The 18894-nt window shown below is 42.4% G+C and carries 11 protein-coding genes and 2 pseudogenes; 4 read left to right on the top strand and 9 right to left on the bottom strand.

The annotated features are described in order from the left end of the window. Window positions 1-613 precede the first annotated feature (613 nt). Window positions 614-1852, top strand: coding sequence for a M20 metallopeptidase family protein (locus V7K85_RS26620; protein WP_334818168.1), 1239 nt, complete (start codon window positions 614-616; stop codon window positions 1850-1852). 245 nt (window positions 1853-2097) lie between these two features. Here V7K85_RS26620 and V7K85_RS26625 read toward each other — a convergent pair whose 3' ends face one another. Then, complete coding sequence (locus tag V7K85_RS26625) at window positions 2098-2811, bottom strand: hypothetical protein (RefSeq protein WP_334818170.1); 714 nt, start codon at window positions 2809-2811, stop codon at window positions 2098-2100. Between the two features lie 39 nt (window positions 2812-2850). Next, the gene (locus tag V7K85_RS26630; protein ID WP_334818199.1) at window positions 2851-4122 is read right to left on the bottom strand and encodes a hypothetical protein; all 1272 of its coding nucleotides are present in this window, start codon (window positions 4120-4122) and stop codon (window positions 2851-2853) included. An 830-nt stretch (window positions 4123-4952) separates the two neighbouring features. On the opposite strand from V7K85_RS26630, the gene V7K85_RS26635 reads away from it, so the two are divergent. From V7K85_RS26635 to V7K85_RS26645, 3 genes are all read left to right on the top strand, one after another. Next, entirely contained in the window at window positions 4953-6272 is a 1320-nt protein-coding gene (locus tag V7K85_RS26635) for an acetyl ornithine aminotransferase family protein (protein ID WP_334818172.1), read from the top strand. Window positions 6273-6301: 29 nt separating this feature from the next. Next, window positions 6302-7195 carry an alpha/beta hydrolase family protein gene (locus V7K85_RS26640; RefSeq protein ID WP_334818174.1) on the top strand — a complete coding sequence of 298 codons (894 nt, stop codon included), beginning with the start codon at window positions 6302-6304 and terminating at the stop codon, window positions 7193-7195. A gap of 133 nt (window positions 7196-7328) precedes the next feature. After that, the gene (locus tag V7K85_RS26645; RefSeq protein WP_334818175.1) at window positions 7329-8243 is read left to right on the top strand and encodes a DUF1338 domain-containing protein; all 915 of its coding nucleotides are present in this window, start codon (window positions 7329-7331) and stop codon (window positions 8241-8243) included. A gap of 28 nt (window positions 8244-8271) precedes the next feature. On the opposite strand, the gene V7K85_RS26650 is transcribed toward V7K85_RS26645, so the two are convergent. From V7K85_RS26650 to V7K85_RS26680, 7 genes and pseudogenes are all read right to left on the bottom strand, one after another. Continuing rightward, window positions 8272-8472 carry a hypothetical protein gene (locus V7K85_RS26650; RefSeq protein WP_334818177.1) on the bottom strand — a complete coding sequence of 67 codons (201 nt, stop codon included), beginning with the start codon at window positions 8470-8472 and terminating at the stop codon, window positions 8272-8274. A 61-nt stretch (window positions 8473-8533) separates the two neighbouring features. Then, the gene (locus V7K85_RS26655; RefSeq protein WP_334818201.1) at window positions 8534-11050 is read right to left on the bottom strand and encodes a beta strand repeat-containing protein; all 2517 of its coding nucleotides are present in this window, start codon (window positions 11048-11050) and stop codon (window positions 8534-8536) included. Between the two features lie 898 nt (window positions 11051-11948). Continuing rightward, window positions 11949-15569 (bottom strand): pyruvate:ferredoxin (flavodoxin) oxidoreductase, encoded by a 3621-nt coding sequence (nifJ, locus tag V7K85_RS26660; RefSeq protein WP_334818179.1) that lies wholly within the window; start codon window positions 15567-15569, stop codon window positions 11949-11951. 762 nt (window positions 15570-16331) lie between these two features. After that, a complete protein-coding gene (locus V7K85_RS26665; RefSeq protein WP_334818181.1) occupies window positions 16332-16535 on the bottom strand; it encodes a hypothetical protein in 204 nt (67 codons plus the stop codon). A 33-nt stretch (window positions 16536-16568) separates the two neighbouring features. After that, a pseudogene (locus V7K85_RS26670) lies at window positions 16569-16745 on the bottom strand (HlyD family secretion protein); the annotation flags it as partial. Window positions 16746-17054: 309 nt separating this feature from the next. Further along, window positions 17055-17630, bottom strand: a pseudogene (locus tag V7K85_RS26675) (WecB/TagA/CpsF family glycosyltransferase); the annotation flags it as partial. A gap of 1036 nt (window positions 17631-18666) precedes the next feature. Continuing rightward, window positions 18667-18879, bottom strand: coding sequence for a hypothetical protein (locus V7K85_RS26680; protein ID WP_334818182.1), 213 nt, complete (start codon window positions 18877-18879; stop codon window positions 18667-18669). Between the last annotated feature and the right edge of the window lie 15 nt (window positions 18880-18894).

The raw sequence follows: 18894 nt of genomic DNA on the forward strand, positions 1-18894 counted from the left end.
GTCAGGATGCTTTAAGGCTGACAAGATAATATTTTTAACCTCTAATTCCTTTTGATTTGCGTTCTCTCATATCGCTTTTAGTCTAAACTCCAGTTATTAGCGTAGGCGTAGCCCGCACTTCTCTACGAGACGCTCCGCGTAGCTTGCTTCTCCGTAGAGGTACGGCATCGCTCTTCAAAGAAAAACTTTTTGGTTTACTCTGATAAGACTTGAGCAACTGATGGTAGCGAACGCGCAGGCCCTGTTTACAACTGGTGTAGTCACAGTTCTGACATAACTCGGTAATAGCTTTGTCAATAAGACGTGCAATGGTGAGGAAGGATGAAATTCACCTAACTCTAGTGACACACAAGGCAGGATTTACCTGCCTTATTTTATCTTTGGGACTAAAGTACAGCACCGCTTAAATAAACCACCGATTCCAAATCAACGAAACGCTTACGCTGTATACCTGTTTGAATTTTGACCCTTCGACTGCGCTCACGGTCAAGGCTTCGGCTTCGCTCAGCCTTGAATTTTGAATTCCGCCCTACGGTACTAGTCGCCATTCCTACGATAAACTGGGAAAATAAATAAACTAAGTTAGCTGTACTTAAACTAGTTTGTCTTCATAATGGTTTCTACCTTTCCCAATCCCTCTTCTGTTGATCTATCTCGCATCCGACTGGCTATCCGCTCATTGCAACCGCAATTAGTAGAGTGGCGGCGGCGATTGCATCAACAACCAGAGTTGGGTTTTCAAGAAAAATTGACCGCTGAGTTTGTATCACAAAAGCTGCAAGAATGGGGAATTGAGCATCAAACTGGCATTGCCCACACTGGCATTGTTGCCACCATCAAAGGCAAAGGACAAGATTCAGAAACAATCCAAAATCCAAAAGTTTTGGCAATTCGGGCAGATATGGATGCTTTGCCAATCCAAGAACTCAACGAAGTGCCCTACAAATCCCAGTATGATGGAGTGATGCACGCTTGTGGACATGATGGACATACAGCGATCGCTTTAGGTACAGCTTACTATCTCCAACAGCATCGCCAAGACTTCTCCGGTACCGTGAAAATTATCTTCCAGCCAGCAGAAGAATCACCAGGAGGCGCAAAGCCGATGATTGAAGCTGGAGTTCTGAAAAATCCTGATGTTGACGCGATTATTGGTTTGCACTTGTGGAATAATTTGCCCTTGGGAACAGTGGGTGTGCGGGCTGGGGCTTTGATGGCAGCTGTGGAGTGCTTTAACTGCACAATTTTGGGCAAAGGTGGACACGGCGCACTACCCCATCAAACTGTTGACTCTGTTGTAGTTGCTGCTCAAATCGTGAATGCCTTGCAAACCATTGTCGCTCGGAATGTTAATCCCATTGATTCAGCAGTGGTGACAGTGGGTGAACTTCATGCTGGAACCAAGCGTAATGTGATTGCTGATACAGCGAGAATGAGTGCCACTGTCAGGTATTTTAATCCTAGTTTGAAAGGCTTTTTCAACCAGCGTGTCGAGCAGATTATTGCTGGAATTTGTCAAAGTCATGGTGCGAGTTTTGACTTAGAATACTGGTCACTTTATCCACCAGTAATTAATGATATTAAAATGGCGGCATTGGTGCAAGCTGTAGCAGAAGAAGTGGTAGAAACCCCGATGGGTATTGTGCCAGAATGCCAAACTATGGCTGCTGAAGATATGTCATTCTTCTTGCAAGAGGTTCCTGGTTGCTATTTCTTTTTAGGTTCTGCTAATCCCACGAAAGACTTAGCATATCCTCATCATCATCCCCGATTTGATTTTGACGAAACCGCCTTGGGAATGGGTGTGGAAATGTTTGTTAGATGCGTGGAAAATTACTTTGTTTCTACTTAAACTGCAAATTCTCTGGTTGCGTCACTGATAGCGTTATTGATTTACCTGATAGTTATAGATATCAACCCAATACTGCAAATTTATGGGTTGAGTCCTGTTTAGGACTCTCTCCAGACGCGCACGAGCAGATAAAACGTTATTAATTTGATAGTTAATCTGCATATTTTTCAACAATAATCCTCCAGCTTTAGCCAGAGGATTGTAAATCGCACCACTAATAAATTTAGTGTCATCACGTCTAATTTTTAACTTTTATTCAGGACAGCCCTTAATTGCTTAAGCAGCTTACCAACTTCCAAAAATTGTGGATCTTTTGCAAGTTTTTGCAGCACTTCAGGACTACTTTCTCTCACAATATTGTTGTAAGCAGTAATAGCATCATTTAGCTTTTGGACATTCACATTTGATGTTTCTCCCTTCTGGGCTATCACTAAATCTGCCATTAATCCTTTAGTGATGGCAACTAGCTGCACTGGTTGTAATTGTCCTACAGGAACGCCTAATACAGATGCTGATTTATTTCCGACTAGAGCCAATAAAGCTTTTAGCAGTGATGCTACTGATGGTGATGATACTCCTAAACTAACTATAGAAGTCTGTAGCTGATTAGCTGCTCCTTCTGCATTCACCCCACCCTGTAAGATACCTATAATGATGGCAGCCGGGCTATTTGGAGCCGGATTTTGACTAAGTATATTAATGAGAGTTTGATTCAAACTATTCTGAACTTCTGTTGCTACGCTAATGCTACCATTAGCACTAACTTCAACCCCAGGTGCAAGTTCAACAGATGGGTCTAAAGATCCTGGGTTAAAACTATCCCCAGATGACGAAGAAGAATCGTCACTAGCCCCTGTGATGTTAACAGTACCAGCATTTACTCTAGTAGGCGCACCCACTAAATAAGTAAAAAAAGTGAATGCTAGAGCAAAAGTGAGAAAGAATGGTTGTTTATTCATTGTTTTTATTGTTGATTAAATTCTTAGATAACTCAGTAGTTAAAACTGAAAGCTGTACCCTGCAATCAATGCAAAACCTAAGCCAGTATCCAGATTATCAGTAACATTTGTGAAAATAGCATTAATAACTATAGGAGTCTTTTTTAAGGGAGCAAAAGATGCACCCATATTGAGACGATTTCCTGTCCAACTACTTACTAAGGATACTTGAGGTATCACTCTCAAACCTAAACCAGCAAAAAGATTAACAGTATTTTCATCTGCTGCTATTGCACCTTTAGAACGAAAAGCACCACTCCCAAGACCTACCGAAACAGTCAAAGGTAATTTATTATTTGGGTTATCTGGTTGCAGTAGAAATGACTTAGTAACTACTCCATAGACAGTATCTTTAGCTTTGGTAACATCTCCCCATTTAATAGGATTTGACCAACCAATAGCTACGGCTGTACCATCACCCAAATATCTATGTAGTTTAAAACCTACACCACCACTATCACCAAAATCAAAACTGTCACCACCACCTACACTAGTAATATTGATATTAACTTCCAATCCTACAGATTTAGCCGCATTTCCTAAACCAAAACCAACAGACAAAGAACCATCTTGCCTATCTTTATTCTTATCTATAGGGGAAAATAAACCACCACCAATATAGGCTTGACCAAAACTTGCACCATAAGCAGAAGGAGTACCAGCAGTTGAACCAGGGGCAGCTTTTGTCTGTGCGCCTAACCTCACAATGGGATCAATTAAAAGTTCTTGGCGTAATTTATTAGTCTCGCCAAAAGTATCCCCTACTGTATCTGAAGAGTCTGTCTGTACAATAATTTGGCATTGTTTCTGCTGCAATACATTAGTCTGCTCTTTTAAATGCAAGTCAGTATTACTAATTGGAGAAGCAGTTATTTGCTTTTTTGAATTATCATTGTTTGCTAACAGCTTTTGAGATTCTAGCCAAACGTTGTCTGCAAAAAAAGAATTGCTAAATGTTTCAGGCTTAACGTTAGCAGTCAAACTATGACTAATACTCCCAGTCTCGACTTCAGCAGCAGTATTATTTTTTTTAGCTTTCAGCAATCTTTGCTGGAAGCTAATACCTGGTTGTGAATTAAGTCCAGATACTCTCAATTGAGCCTCTTTATTCTCAGAAACAACACTATCCGCAGCAACTGCCGATTCGATGGAAATAGCTGTCAATAGTAGAACAAAAGTTATCAATATTGTCCCTAAGTTCCAGTAAGCATAGTTAACACTAATAACTTCAGAAGCATCACTACCATTGATAATTTTTTGTATTTTATCTATCAAAATATTCCTTCTGTAAAAGTATTTACGGAAATACGATTGCAGTTTATTTGTAGAATATACTAATTGTCAATGGTAATATCACGTAGATATAGCTAATTAAGCTAGTGGATCAACAAAGTGTAGGATATTAAGTTATGTCAACTTTTCCAACCTCTTACAGCAAGGGGTCAGATTCCTCAAGCTAGCTCCTGACAAATCCTTCATAATTGTGAAGGTATATAAAAAGCGATCTCCTTCTTTGATAGCAACTAAAAAAAGATCGCATTATTGACACATACATATACAGTATTTAACAGCTATGTCAGTAAAATACTGGAAATATGACAAAATCAGCAACCTTTAAATTACAGCAAGAGGGCGATGGTCGTAATCACCGTGATCGCAGCCAACCTGCAAGGGAATCTACCGGATATGATCCAAGTTGGAAATGAAATTCGGGCGCCGCGTATCGATATAATATGCCATCGATCGCAGTTAGAGGGTTAAGCTTTCAGAGCAACTAACTTTAGTTATGGAAGATAATAAACACATTCCTTGCTACGAGCAAGCAGATTTATTCGTGGACTGATAATTACTAATATCTTCCAAAAGTTGTGTTATAAAAACGGGCGAGAGTCTTAAAAAAACGAAAGTCTTTACTATGAAGCTTTTTCGGTAAATCCCTCTAAGAATTCCGGAAAAATTATCAGTAATTTCCGATGATCGCTGGCGTTTACTCTAATTGTTCGGTAAATACGTAATTCCGATACTAATGGAATCAAATGCTACTGTAAACAATCAACTCTTAGCGTTTAATCATCAGTAATCTTAAAAAAACCGAAAAAATAATGTTAAGTATCCCTATAAACCTAAATATACCTCGTATACCCCGCCTAATAACTTCCTTACCTGGGCCTCGTGCTCAAGCAATTGTACAACGCGATCGCGCCGTAACTTCCCCTTCTTACACCCGCGATTATCCCTTAGTTGTATCTCGCGGACAAGGCTGTATGCTGGAAGATGTGGATGGCAATGTATTTCTGGATATGACCGCAGGTATTGCCGTTACCGCTACCGGACACGCCCACCCAGAAGTCGTCAAAGCAATTCAAGAACAGTCGGGGCGTCTGCTGCACATGTCAGGGACGGATTTTTATTATGAGCCGATGGTGGAACTAGCGGAACAACTAGCGATTCGTGCCCCCTTTCCCAACCCACAGAATAATACTGAGTTCCCTGCAAAAGTATTTTTTACCAATTCCGGGGCAGAATCCAACGAAGGAGCAATCAAACTAGCTCGATATTACACCAAGCGATCGCTAATCGTAGCCTTCTTAGGTGCATTTCACGGACGCACCTATGGGGCAATGTCTCTGACTGGTTCCAAAGCAGTGCAGCGAGCTAATTTTGGGCCTTTAGTTCCTGGGGTGACTCATATCCCCTACGGCACTCATGCTAGCTTAGATTACCTGGAACAACAGCTATTCACGACAATTTTACCACCGCAAGAAGTCGCGGCGATTGTAGTCGAAGCGATTCAAGGGGAAGGTGGATATATCGTACCAGAGGATGGTTTCTTGCAGCGGATTCGGGATATTTGCGATCGCCACGGTATGCTGATGGTAGTGGATGAAGTGCAAGCAGGGATGGGGCGGACTGGTCGCTTATTTGCGATCGAGCATTGGGGAGTGATGCCTGATATTATTACTACTGCCAAAGGCATCGCCAGTGGTCTGCCATTAGGAGCGATACTTGCCAGACCAGAGTTAATGACTTGGCCTTCCGGTTCTCACGCCACCACATTTGGCGGTAATCCTGTAGCTTGTGCTGCTGGTATTGCCACACTGCGACTGCTGGAAAGTGGTTTGATGACTAACGCTACCCAGATGGGAGAATTATTACAAGCTAGTCTGACCCAATTGCATCAAAAATTTCCCAGAGTATCGCCGCCACGAGGTAAAGGTTTGATGGTTGCGGTGGACTTATTGGATCAACAGGGTAATCTTGATCATAAATTGCGCGATCGCATTATCCAAGAAGCTTTTTTACGGGGTTTATTGTTACTAGGTTGCGGTAAAGCAGCAATTCGTTTCTGTCCACCTTTGGTTATCGACAGCGACCAAATTCAGATAGCCCTTCAGATTATCAGCGAGGTGTTAAGCTGCTAAAGAAAGTGGATTTAATCAGGATCTAGGATATGTCTAGTCTAAATTCATTAGAATTAGCAGGTGTACCTGTTGTGGTACGTCCGCCTACCAATACAGACAGACCTGCTCCACTCATCATCCTCTGGCATGGCTTCGGCCCGCCTGACAGTGAAAAAGTACTTGCTGAGGCATTGCCTCTAGAAAGCGTCGAAGCTTGGAAAGCCTACCTGGGACTGCCGCTTTTTGGTCAACGGCTTCCAGAAGGTGGCACTGACGAACTTATGCGTCGCCAGATTGATGACTATGTACTCAGACTACTACTACCGATAGTCGAACAAGCTACAGATGAGCTACCAGAAGTGGTTAAGGCGCTACAGGAGCGTTTCAGCATTGACCCAAACAAAGGCATTGGTTTGTTCGGCTTTTCAGCAGGTGGCTTTACAGTTCTACTGGCGCTATTAGAAAGTAAGATTCCAATTGCTGCTGTACTAGCTGGAATAACTAAAAACCTAGATACTGCTGTAAATAGTTATGAGCGGATTGTACAAGAAACCTATTCTTTTCTTAAGCAGCAGTACCCTTGGGTAGAGGAGAAGCATAAAAAATATTCTTGGTCTGAGAAGTCAGAAGCAGCAAAACAACGCTTAGATTTTATCGTCCGTGCGGAAGAAATAATCAAAAGAAATCGTCTTCCTGCTACCTTATTCGTGCATGGTATGCAAGACGAGATATATAAGGTTAGCGATACAGAAAAACTTTATGCTGCGCTCTTAAGACAATATGAACAATTGAACCAGTCGGAACGCCTATCAATGAAAACCTTCAGGCATCTGACGCATCACATTAAACCAGCAGCAACAGATATTTCGCCAGAACAGCGCCAAGACATTGCGATACTTCAAGAGACAGTCGCTAACTGGTTCAGCAAGTATCTGACTGTTTAATTAATAAACATGCAGTATGTTACTAAATAGCCAGGGCATAACAAGAGCCACAATTGCAGGTTATTAAATCCACACTTACAAACATTCACTTGTGCAGAGATGGCGAATTATCTTTACTATTGACTAATGCTTTATGAAAACCGAAATTGCCCTTCATTTATGGAAATTACTTTGGCAAGAATACAGCACCAGGGTAAATCATGCCCGTACCTACCAGCAAATGATTACTACTGCGGGTGGGACTGTCGCCAACGACCACATCGCCTTTCGGTCTTTGCGTTTATTAGTAGATAGTCCACAGGGTCAATTTAACTTGGGAATTGACCACCTTGGGCAACTTGCGGAAGCTTTAGGTTACATGGTGGCTGGAGAATATAATTTTGCTCAAACTCATCTGTATGCCCGTGATTATCGTCATCCGCAGCAAGAAGAATTTAACTTACCCAAACTGTTTATCAGCGAGTTGATTGTCGATGAATTGCCTGCTAATATTGTCCAACTGATCTCTAAAACAGTATCTTCAATCCAATACGAACTGACCTCACCCCTTACTCTTCTACAAAAAGACGGGAACATTGAAACTACTGCCAAACAACTCCAGCAAGTCTTCACCCGCCCTTGGCAACCTCCCCAGCGTTATGTTGTCGAAGAAGTGAATCAGGTTACTCAGTATGGGGCTTGGGTGTTGCTGCACGGATATGGTGTCAACCATTTCACAGGCTACGTCAACGGCCAGAATACTCCAGAATATCCAGACATTGATACTACCGCCAGTGGTTTGGCTAACCTGGGTGTACCAATGAAAGCAGAGATAGAGGGAAATATTGCTTGTGGTTTGCGGCAAACTGCAACTCAAGCAGTAACGGAAATGGTCACAGTGTTAGATGATAACAGTGGCGCAGAAATTCAGATTCCTTGGACTTACGCCTATTATGAAATTGCCCAGCGCTATCTAGTAGAAGTGGAATCTGGAGGGCAGGTACTTTTCGATGCTTTTTTAGGAAGTAATGCCCAGCAATTGTTTGAAATGACTCGTCTATCTAAATAGCCCAGAGTTGTTAGTGAAGAAATAAGCTTCAAGGTTCTGAACTCGGAGTTTCATGTTCCAAGCTCGGAGTTTCGTGTTCCAAGCTCGATGTTTCGTGTTCCAAGCTTGGAGTTTCGTGTTCTGAACTCGGAGTTTCGTGTTCCAAGCTCGATGTTTCGTGTTCCAAGCTCGATGTTTCGTGTTCTAAGCTCGGTGTTTCGTGTTCTGAACTCGGTGTTTCGTGTTCCAAGCTCGAAGTTTCGTGTTCTGAACTCGAAGTTTCGTGTTCTGAACTCGGTATTTTGTCCTAACTACGCTTCCAATACAAAATCAGATGCCGTGAGAGTGGGCGCACCACGCAGAGTCGCAAACTGACCACCACTGCCAAAACCCGCCGCGCTGCCATTTTCGTTGTAGAATAACTGCCCACGAAAAGGATCATACACAATTTTTGCCGTGCTAGTCCCTGCTGAATTCGTGATTTGAAAATCACTCTTTTTACTGAAACCTGTTCCTGCAGCAGAGGTAATTGCACTAAAAGTAGTCTTATCCAGTACAATTTTGTCACCTTGGGAACTGTTAAAGTCACTAATGGTATCTAGACCAATAGCAGAGCCATTAAAAGCAGCATTGGTGTTGTAAAGGAATCTGTCAGCACCCGCACCGCCAACAAGAATATCATTACCGGCATCACCGATCAGGGTATCATTGCCACTACCACCTCTGAGGGTGTCATCGCCACTCAAGCCATTAATAATGTCGTTACCACCTTGACCATTAATTACATCATTGGAGTTGTCAAAACCGATGATGTTATTGTTTAAGTCATTCAGGAAGGTGACAGTATTTTTGTTAAAAATGCTAGTTTGAGTGGAGTTGGCATCAATTACATCAAAGCTGTCGGCGATGCTGGTTTGCCCATCAAATAGGATATTGCCTAAGTCTACAGTGGCTCCAGTAGATTTGCTGAGGTTATCCAGGTTTTCTAAGAGGAAGTTTTGCAGAGTTACTTTGGTGTTAGTCACATTTTCAAAGGTGACTTCTAGGTTGTTGCCGTTTTCAGTTAGTTGCAAATTTCGGGCAGTTAATCCCGAACCGATAAATTGTAGTGTATCAACATTTACTGCTAATGATGGGTTTAAGCCTTTACCTACGCCACCAAAATCAGTAATGATGTCATTGCCATCGCCGAGGCGGAAGATGAATTTGTCTTGACCACCGTTGCCCGTGAGGATATCATTACCAGCTTTGCCGTCGATGATGTTGTTGCCAATTGTGCCAAAAAGAGTATCTGTACCAGCAGTTCCCGTCAGGTTAATGGTGCTGCCACTGCCTATATTTTTTCCGCCAAATATCACGTAGCTCTGCCCTGATATCTCGCCATTAGGGGAGGCATCTGGTGCCCCGATAATCAGGTCGTCGATGCCGTCGCCGTTGATATCTCCCGCACTGCTGACAGACGTGCCTGAAAATTCACCTGGATTGATCCCGTTGATGGCAAAGCCCGACGTACCATTCAGTTTAGAGAGGTTGAAATTGGCATCAAAACCCCCCTTGCTGCCAAACAGCACGTAGCTCTGCCCTGATCTATCGCTGTTGGGGGAAGCATTAAATGCCCCGATAATCAGGTCGTCGATGCCGTCGCCGTTGATATCTCCCGCACTGCTGACAGAAATGCCTGAATCGTCACGTGGATTGATGCCGTTGATGGTAAAGCCGTTAGTGCCGTTGAGAGTGGAGAGGTTGAGTTGGGCATCAAAACCCCCTTTGCTGCCAAACACCACGTAGCTCTGCCCTGAACTGTAACCGTTGGGGGAAGCATTAAATGCCCCGATAATCAGGTCGTCGATACCGTCGCCGTTGATGTCCCCCGCACTGCTGACAGACCAGCCTGATTGGTCATATTGATTGATGCCGTTGATGGTAAAGCCATTAGTGCCGTTGAGGGTGGAGAGTTTGAAACTAGGACCAAAACCCCCCTTCCTGCCAAATACCACGTAGCTCTGCCCTGAGTATGAGACGTTGGGGGAGGCATCAAATGCCCCGATAATCAGATCGTCGATGCCGTCGCCATTGATATCTCCCACACTGCTGATAGAATGGCCTAATTGGTCACCTGGATTGATGCCGTTGATGGTAAAGCCATTAGTGCCGTTGAGGGTGGAGAGGTTGAGACTAGAACCAAAATCCCCCTTCCTGCCAAACACTACATAGCTCTGCCCTGATCTGTTGCCGTTGGGGGAGGCATATAATGCCCCGATAATCAGGTCGTCGATGCCATCGCCATTGATATCTCCCGCACTACTGACAGACTCGCCTGATTCATCACCTGAATTGATGCCGTTGATGGCAAAGCCATTAGTGCCGTTGAGGGTGGAAAGGTTGAGACTAGGATTAAAACCGCCCTTCCTGCCAAACACCACGTAGCTCTGCCCTGATCCGTTGCCATTGGGGTCGGCACCAAATGCCCCGATAATCAGGTCGTCGATGCCGTCGCCATTGATATCTCCCGCACTACTGACAGAAATGCCTGATTCGTCACCTGGATTGATGCCGTTGATGGCAAAGCCATTAGTGCCGTTCAGGGTGGAGAGGTTGAGACCAGGACCAAAACCCCCCTTCCTGCCAAACACCACGTAGCTCTGCCCTGAGTATGAGCCGTTGGGGTCGGCATTTTGTGCCCCGATAATCAGGTCGTCGATGCCGTCGCCGTTAATATCTCCCGCACTGCTGACAGACGTGCCTGATTGGTCATTTGGATTGATGCCGTTGATGGCAAAGCCATTAGTGCCGTTGAGATCCGAAAGGTTAAAAGTTGAATTTGCCATCATTTCTCCAGTATTAGTTTTTATGAGTTATTTATCATTAGCAAAGACACTATTACCGCAAGGCAGAAGTCAAAAGCCAAAAGTCAAAAGTATTATGGAATGGGATTTTTAGAGTTTTTAAATGGTTACTCTATTTACGCTGTGACTTACTAGGAAAGGACGGCGTAAATAGAGTAATTCGTAATTACGATCGCGCTATGGTTTTAGACATTTACCAATTATATTGATGGCGCTCTTTTGGTGTCAGCTAGCCAGCCGATTTTACTTTGTAAGCAAAAATTACTTTAATAACCATTAAATCACTTAAATACTCTTATGAATATCTAAGCCTTGTCAAGAGGCTGGGTGTAATTCTGGTAAAGTTACAGTTAATTTTATGAGATGCCAAGTAAAGTTTTTGTGTAGGTGTAGCCTGTCAAAGACATCGCACTATTTTTAGACATTGTGTTCAGGAAGGAAACCCAACATTTGCGGGTTTGTAGGCTAAAGTTTGCGTTCTACACAATTTAAACCACAGCCTTAGTACAGTTTTGCGTAAAAACGTAGCGTTTTCATGAAGAGAAACACATTAATATTGCGGTCAACGCATTCGCATTGTAGAGGGATGCATTAACATTGTGGCCGACGTATTCGCATTGTAAAAGGATGCATTAACATTGCCGCCGACGCATTGGCATTGTAAAGGGATGCATTAACATTGTGGTTGACACATTTGCATTGTAAGAGGATGCATTAACAATGCGGCCGATGCATTGGCATTGCAAGGTATTAGCAAATTTAATCTGCTACAAATTAATTAAATGCTGTACTTAGTAAGGAAAATTGCCATGTTTGTAACGAAAATCGCGATGTTTATAACTACAATCGCGATGTTTGTCACCAAAATCAGGGTAGATGTTCAGAGAGTGTCGCGCTTTGCGAGATATTGATACATCTGCCAACGTGCATCAACCTCGGCTTGCGCTTGTTCTAACAAGTGCTTGGCTACGTCGGGTTTGCTCTTGGTGAGCATTTTGAAGCGATTTTCTTGATACATCGAATCTTCTACGGATTGCTTAGGCGATCGCATATCTAATTGCAAAGGATTTTTACCCTGGTTGAGCAACTCTGGATTATGCCGATACAGTAACCAACGACCTGATTCTACCAGAGTTTTTTGGTGATTCATCCCTGTGGTCATGTTAATGCCGTGGGCGATGCAATGGCTGTAAGCAATAATCAGTGATGGCCCATCATAAGCTTCTGCTTCCAGAAATGCTTTCAGGGTATGTTCATCTCTAGCACCAAGGGCTACACTTGCTACGTAGACATTTCCGTAGGTCATGGCAATCATCCCTAAGTCTTTCTTCGGTGCAGGCTTGCCACTGGCGGCATATTTGGCAACTGCTGCTCGTGGTGTGGCTTTAGAAGATTGACCGCCTGTATTAGAATACACTTCTGTATCCATTACTAGGATGTTCACATTTCGACCACTAGCAATTACATGATCGATACCACCAAAATCAATATCATAAGCCCAACCGTCACCGCCAACAATCCAGACGCTTTTTCTCACCAGGTAGTCAGCAAGGGATTTGAGATTTTGGATTTTAGACTTTAGATTAGGATCGAGAGTTACGATTTCATCTAACTTCTGCTGCAACAGTTCTATTCTTTGGCGCTGTTCCCAAATGTCAGCCTCAGATTTTTGTTCAGCTTTCAGGATGGAGTAGACAAGGTTTTGATCTATTTCACTCCCCAACTGTTGCAACAATTCTGCCGCAAACTCAGCTTGTTTGTCGAGGGAAAGGCGGAAGCCAAAACCGAATTCGGCGTTATCTTCAAATAGATTATTAGACCACGCCGGGCCACGTCCTTCGGCGTTGGTTGTCCAAGGAGTGGTGGGGAGGTTCCCGCCATAGATTGAGGAACAACCTGTAGCATTGGCGATGACGGCGCGATCGCCAAACAATTGTGTTAATAATTTCAAATAAGGTGTCTCACCACAACCTGCACAAGCACCAGAGAATTCAAATAAAGGTTCTTGCAGTTGTTGTTGGCGAATCTGGTTTAATTTTAGCGATCGCCTGTCAGGATTAGGTAAACTCAAGAAGAAATCCCAGTTTTTCCGCTCTTGCTCTTGTAAAGGCAACTGCTGTGCCATATTAATCGCTTTCAGCAATGGCTCAGATTTATCTTTAGCAGGGCAAATATTTACACAAATAGTGCATCCCGTGCAATCTTCTGGGGCAACTTGAATGGTAAATTTTTGATTAGCAAAGTCTTTATCTTTTGCACCAGTTGACTTGAAAGTTTCTGGTGCATTAACTAACTCATCCACTTGATAAGCTTTTGCACGGATGGCACTATGCGGACAAACCATGACGCACTTACCACATTGTATGCAGACATCCGGCTCCCATACAGGTATCTCTTCGGCAACGTTACGTTTTTCCCACTTGGCAGTACCTACGGGAAAAGTGCCGTCAACGGGTAGTGTGCTAACAGGTAAGTCATCACCTTCCCACACCATGATTTTGCCCAGAACTTCTCGCACAAATTCGGGAGCGGAGTCTAGCAATTTTGGATTTTGGACTTCGGCTTCGCTCAGTCGAACGATTTTGGATTTTGGATTATTGATTGTTTGTGGTACATGTACTTTATGCAAGTTGTCTAAGGTGTTGTCTACAGCTTGCAAGTTCATGCGGACAACTTCTGCGCCTTTTTTACCATAAGTCTTGTCAATCGCTTGTTTGATTTTAGCGATCGCTTCTTCCTGTGGCAAGACACCCGCTAAGGCAAAGAAGCATACCTGCATAATAGTGTTAATTCTGCCACCCATGCCACTTTCACGGGCAACCTGGCTAGCATTAATCACATATAACTTCAAATGCTTATCAATAATTTGCTGTTGCACCTTCATCGGCAGATATTCCCAGACGGTATCTGCATCATAAGGACTGTTAAGCAGCAAAGTCGCTCCAGGAATAGCAGCCTTCAAAATATCTATGCGTTCCAGAAATCCCCAATGATGGCAACCAATAAAATTGGCTTGGTCAATTAGGTAGGTGGAGCGAATTGGCTCTTTGCCGAAGCGTAAGTGAGAGACAGTCATCGAGCCAGATTTCTTGGAGTCATAGACGAAGTAGCCTTGGGCGTAATTGTCGGTTTCTTCACCAATAATCTTGATGGAGTTTTTGTTAGCCCCAACAGTGCCATCAGCACCTAATCCATAGAACATTGCCCGAACAACATTGTCCGATTCTGTGGAGAAATTAGGGTCAAAGCTCAAGGAAGTATGACTAACATCGTCATTAATCCCAATAGTAAAATGATTTTTCGGTTTAGCTTCGGCAAGGTTGTCAAAAATGCCCTGCACCATTGCCGGAGTGAATTCCTTAGAAGAAAGACCGTAACGACCACCAATGATTTTAGGGGATGAGAGAGTATTTTCTCCCCTTGCTTCCCCTGCCCTTCTCTCTCCCCACGCCTCATGGATGGCAGCTACAACATCCAAATACAAGGGTTCTCCGGCGCTACCTGCTTCTTTGGTGCGGTCGAGAACTGCGATCGCTTTTACACTAGTTGGCAATACTGCAACAAACCTTTGGACATCAAAGGGGCGGTAAAGTCGCACTTTCACTACACCAAGTTTTTCACCACGGGCGTTAAGATAATCTACTGTTTCATGGACGGTTTCACAACCTGAACCCATAAGAACGATAACGCGATCGGCATCGTTGGCCCCGTAATATTCATAGATTTGATAATGCCTTCCCGTGCGTTCTCCAAATTCATCCATGATCCGCTGGACAATTTCTGGACAAGCATTGTAATAAGGATTAGCGCCTTCACGTCCTTGGAAGTAGACATCGGGGTTTTGGGCAGTACCCCGCAAAACTGGACGATCTGGGGTGAGCGCACGGCTACGGTGAGCGAGTATGAGGTGATCGTGGATGAGCGATCGCAAATCGCCATCTGAGAGCAGTTTGACTTTCTGCACTTCATGGGAGGTGCGGAAGCCATCAAAGAAGTGCATAAACGAGACTCGCGCTTCTAGGGTAGCAGCATGGGCAATGAGAGCAAAATCTTGACTTTCTTGCACCGAAGCGGAACACAACAAAGCAAAACCAGTAGCACGAGCTGCCATCACATCGCTATGATCACCAAAAATTGATAAAGCGTGGGTAGCCAGGGAGCGGGCTGCAACGTGAACCACAGCGCTAGTCAGTTCACCAGCAATTTTGTAGAAGTTGGGTATCATCAACAATAATCCCTGAGATGCCGTGAAGGTGGTACTCAAGGAACCTGTTTGCAATGCCCCATGCACAGCACCTGCGGCTCCTCCCTCGCTCTGCATTTGCACGACACTAGGAACACTACCCCAGAGGTTGGGACGACCTTCTGCTGACCAAGCATCTGCCCATTCACCCATTGCTGAAGAGGGGGTGATCGGATAAATGGCAATCACTTCATTTAATTTGTAAGCAACACGGGCGACAGCCTCATTCCCGTCGATGGTTGCAAAAGTTTTGTTCATAATATGATTTTTGTCCCCGCCTCTAAGCTGCATTATCAGAACACATGAATATAAGAATCAGAAATAGCCAAAACTAGAAAGTGAGTGGATTATATGCATTCAAGATTTATCGGTAGGATTTACTCCGTGTTTAAAGGATAATTTATTGATGGTTTTTGGCTCTTAAGTTAACTTTCAACAAATACTGCATCTATTAATATCTCATCCGCAATACTGCATCTATTAATATGTATTAATAATGTACTCAATAACCAAAGTCTTTATTTGATAAGACTTTCAAGGCATTTATTCTTTTTTGTGGGGTATAGGGTCGGGAATCTCTATTGCACTATTTTAGCTGTGCCACACCACTATTTAAAATTTACTAACGCAGTGCGATATAACCAATCCTACTCAGTCTGCTTTGGAGTTGGTAGTCCCTAAGTGAAAAGAAAGCAACGGCAAAGATTAAAGATTAGCCATTGAAAATTATTTACTAGTAAACAGTTTTCTTAAGTATGACCGTGGATCGCTGCTGCAATACATTGGCTAATTTAGGAAAAATTCAGTATTCTTACTTTTCTCATCTCTAATACTTAATTACATTATCTGAGAATTTTGAAATACTAACACTTAAAAAGTTTGTATTTAAATATAAGATCAGTTATGGACTTGCATATGCTCTCAATATTGGACGAAGATTTGTATCAAAAATAGAAACTATTAAAAAAAATTTCAGGCAGTAATCAGATGACTTCAGGGGGATGAACAATTATAGTCAACTTAACAGAACAAACCGGTGTTGAGCAAGAAAGGATGAATCCAGGAAGAAAACCTAAGATAGCTAATAACAATGTCGGTTTGATAAACTTCTGCTACTGCCATCATCTGGTCTGTTTGCGCTAAGTTTGCAATGCCAGAAGTACTAATTTTTTCTCCGACTCGCGTATGAATTTTGATGATCTGTCCCGCTATCGGAGCTTGCACTTGATCAAGTTTAGCTTGGGCAACTCTTACTTATTGCTGGGCTTGTACTACAGCAGTTTGTAAGCGATCGCGGGCGTCTAAAATTGCTACCACCTGTCCAGCTTTAACGCTTGCGCCCTCTTTGACTAAGATTTTGGCAATGCGATCGCCATCCAATGCCAAGGGCGCAAACAAGCTGATTACCTCTGCTTTTGGTTCTAGTCGTCTTAAGAATAATGGAGTTAAAATTGACGGGGCAGGTACCCAGTTGCATCTGGGGAGCAAGCTCCTTATGTCGGTTCTCGCAAAAACTTATTTGACCTTCGTCGCACAGCCGTTGTTCATAATCTTCATGTCCTTGACAAAATTTTTACTAACACTACTGAGTCTGCCTCTCCTTTTATTTGATTACTGAATCGGTGTTCTAGTAAGGCTTGCAGAAACTCGATAACGCTATGAGCTTGTTAAATCTTATACTTATTATTTTTTTTGTTGGCTTGAGATACTCCAAATTTTTCCTAAAAATAATGTGTTAATAAACTAAGGCTCAAGTAAGTAACGTCTCCAAAGTCTTTTAGATTTAGATAACAAGCGATACAACCATTCCAAGCGCACCTTTCCTATCCGGCGAGGAGGAGTGGGTATTGCTCCTGCTACATAGCCCATGCAGGCTCTACTAGTCAAAATAGTGTTGGTGTGAATATGTTCAAGATTTTCGGAAATCCAATACTCTTGGCGTGGCATACCTATCCCCACCATTAATACATGGGGTTTGTAAGCATTAATTGCAGCCAGAGTAGCGAGATTTTCTTGACTATCTTTATCCATGCCAATATAGCCATGAGCACAAGCAATCTGTAAACCAGGAAATCTCTGGCGCAAAATACTTGCTCCTTGTTCAGCAACTCCTCGCTTTGAACCTAAATAAAATACACGCCAGCCTTTATTAGCTGCTTCTGCCATCAGAGACCATATCCAGTCAGCATAGGTTATTCTTTGTTCTCGTTTCATTGGAAAACCCAACAGCTTTTCAATAAAGACTAGAGGCATACTATCAATATGGGTATATGGTGCCTTGGCATTAAAAGCTTGCATTTTTGGAGCATTATGGAAGAGAACTTCTTGACATAACCATCGATATTTTACTGAATTGATATTGATTTTTTTAAATCTTTTGATTTGTGCATTCCAATCGTTATAAAAGAATAAGTTAAAATAATGAATGGATATAATATCATCCCAATCTTTAATTTGTAGTTCTGTTGATAAATCGTTATGTAAAGGTAATGGATAACTATAATTAGGAGAAAGATGTTCGACGTTTTCTTCCAAGGCACATAAAGTTACAGACAAAACAGACTGCTCAACAAAATAAATACTCTGGGGAGGATTAATATCCAGCCGCATTACTTTTTCAAAATTCTCTTTCCAAGTTGTAAATATACCTGCACTCCTTCTCACAACGACCAAACCAGAATTCCAGTAGGCTCTGATTCTTTTGTTACCAATAGGTGTGTCAACAAATACCTCACGCTTTACTCCCAGTATTTCATATAGTTTTTGCCAATACCATTCTTTAGGGTCTCGCAGACCTGTAGAACCAATTCCTTGACCATACTCAGGACGTATGCGAACATTACAATTTACTGGCAGTAAAAATTCGTTTGGCTCTGAAAAAAAGCATTTGTCACTATCTAAAAAAACTAATATTTCTGCATCAATATTTTGTTCTGCATAGGCACAAACCAGGGGTTTATTAGCTAAATAAGATTCCTGAAATTCTCGATTTATAGGCAATTGTTGATGAGTCACCTGCAACGCTTCAAATGCCTGTTGGGTTTGCTTTGATATTGGTTCACCTACTCTAGGATGAAAACTATATATAGGTGTATCTTTCAATTTTCCGCAATGCTTACGAATACTTTCTGCAAGTATTAAAGATTGACTTTCTAAACGACCCGATTCTGTACAAATTATAAAGGCTATAGGTATTGACATACTATTAAGTATTTGTTTACTAAGTTAATTACTGAATGAAGATTTATGTTTCTACCGCTCCCTTTCTGTTGTGGTATGAAAATTCAGATTTTATCAGGAAGCTTCAAAACATGAAAACCAAGTTAGTCTAAATAACACAGCCTATAAGACTAGTTTATTTATTATTAAAGTCCATAAAAGGAGCGATAGAGTCAGATTTATTTCCTATCATCAATATTTTCTGAAACAAAGCTGAATAAGCATACAAGCATCCAAGAGTAACAGCTATATCAAAAATTCCGATTAGAGGTAGCCAACGCCGTTGAAGAACTTCTAAGCATTTCTGAATATTTATTTCTTGAAAGTTGGGTAAAGATTCCATCGTCATAATATATACAAATTT

The sequence above is a fragment of the Nostoc sp. genome (assembly GCF_036917615.1).
Taxonomy (GTDB): domain Bacteria; phylum Cyanobacteriota; class Cyanobacteriia; order Cyanobacteriales; family Nostocaceae; genus Nostoc.

What these genes read in the sequence shown, in the direction of transcription:
- V7K85_RS26620 (WP_334818168.1), top strand. Translation starts at nt 614, where the DNA reads ATGGTTTCTACCTTTCCCAATCCCTCTTCTGTTGATCTATCTCGCATC.
- V7K85_RS26625 (WP_334818170.1), bottom strand. Translation starts at nt 2,811, where the DNA reads ATGAATAAACAACCATTCTTTCTCACTTTTGCTCTAGCATTCACTTTT.
- V7K85_RS26635 (WP_334818172.1), top strand. Translation starts at nt 4,953, where the DNA reads ATGTTAAGTATCCCTATAAACCTAAATATACCTCGTATACCCCGCCTA.
- V7K85_RS26640 (WP_334818174.1), top strand. Translation starts at nt 6,302, where the DNA reads ATGTCTAGTCTAAATTCATTAGAATTAGCAGGTGTACCTGTTGTGGTA.
- V7K85_RS26645 (WP_334818175.1), top strand. Translation starts at nt 7,329, where the DNA reads ATGAAAACCGAAATTGCCCTTCATTTATGGAAATTACTTTGGCAAGAA.
- V7K85_RS26655 (WP_334818201.1), bottom strand. Translation starts at nt 11,050, where the DNA reads ATGGCAAATTCAACTTTTAACCTTTCGGATCTCAACGGCACTAATGGC.
- nifJ (WP_334818179.1), bottom strand. Translation starts at nt 15,569, where the DNA reads ATGAACAAAACTTTTGCAACCATCGACGGGAATGAGGCTGTCGCCCGT.
- V7K85_RS26680 (WP_334818182.1), bottom strand. Translation starts at nt 18,879, where the DNA reads ATGACGATGGAATCTTTACCCAACTTTCAAGAAATAAATATTCAGAAA.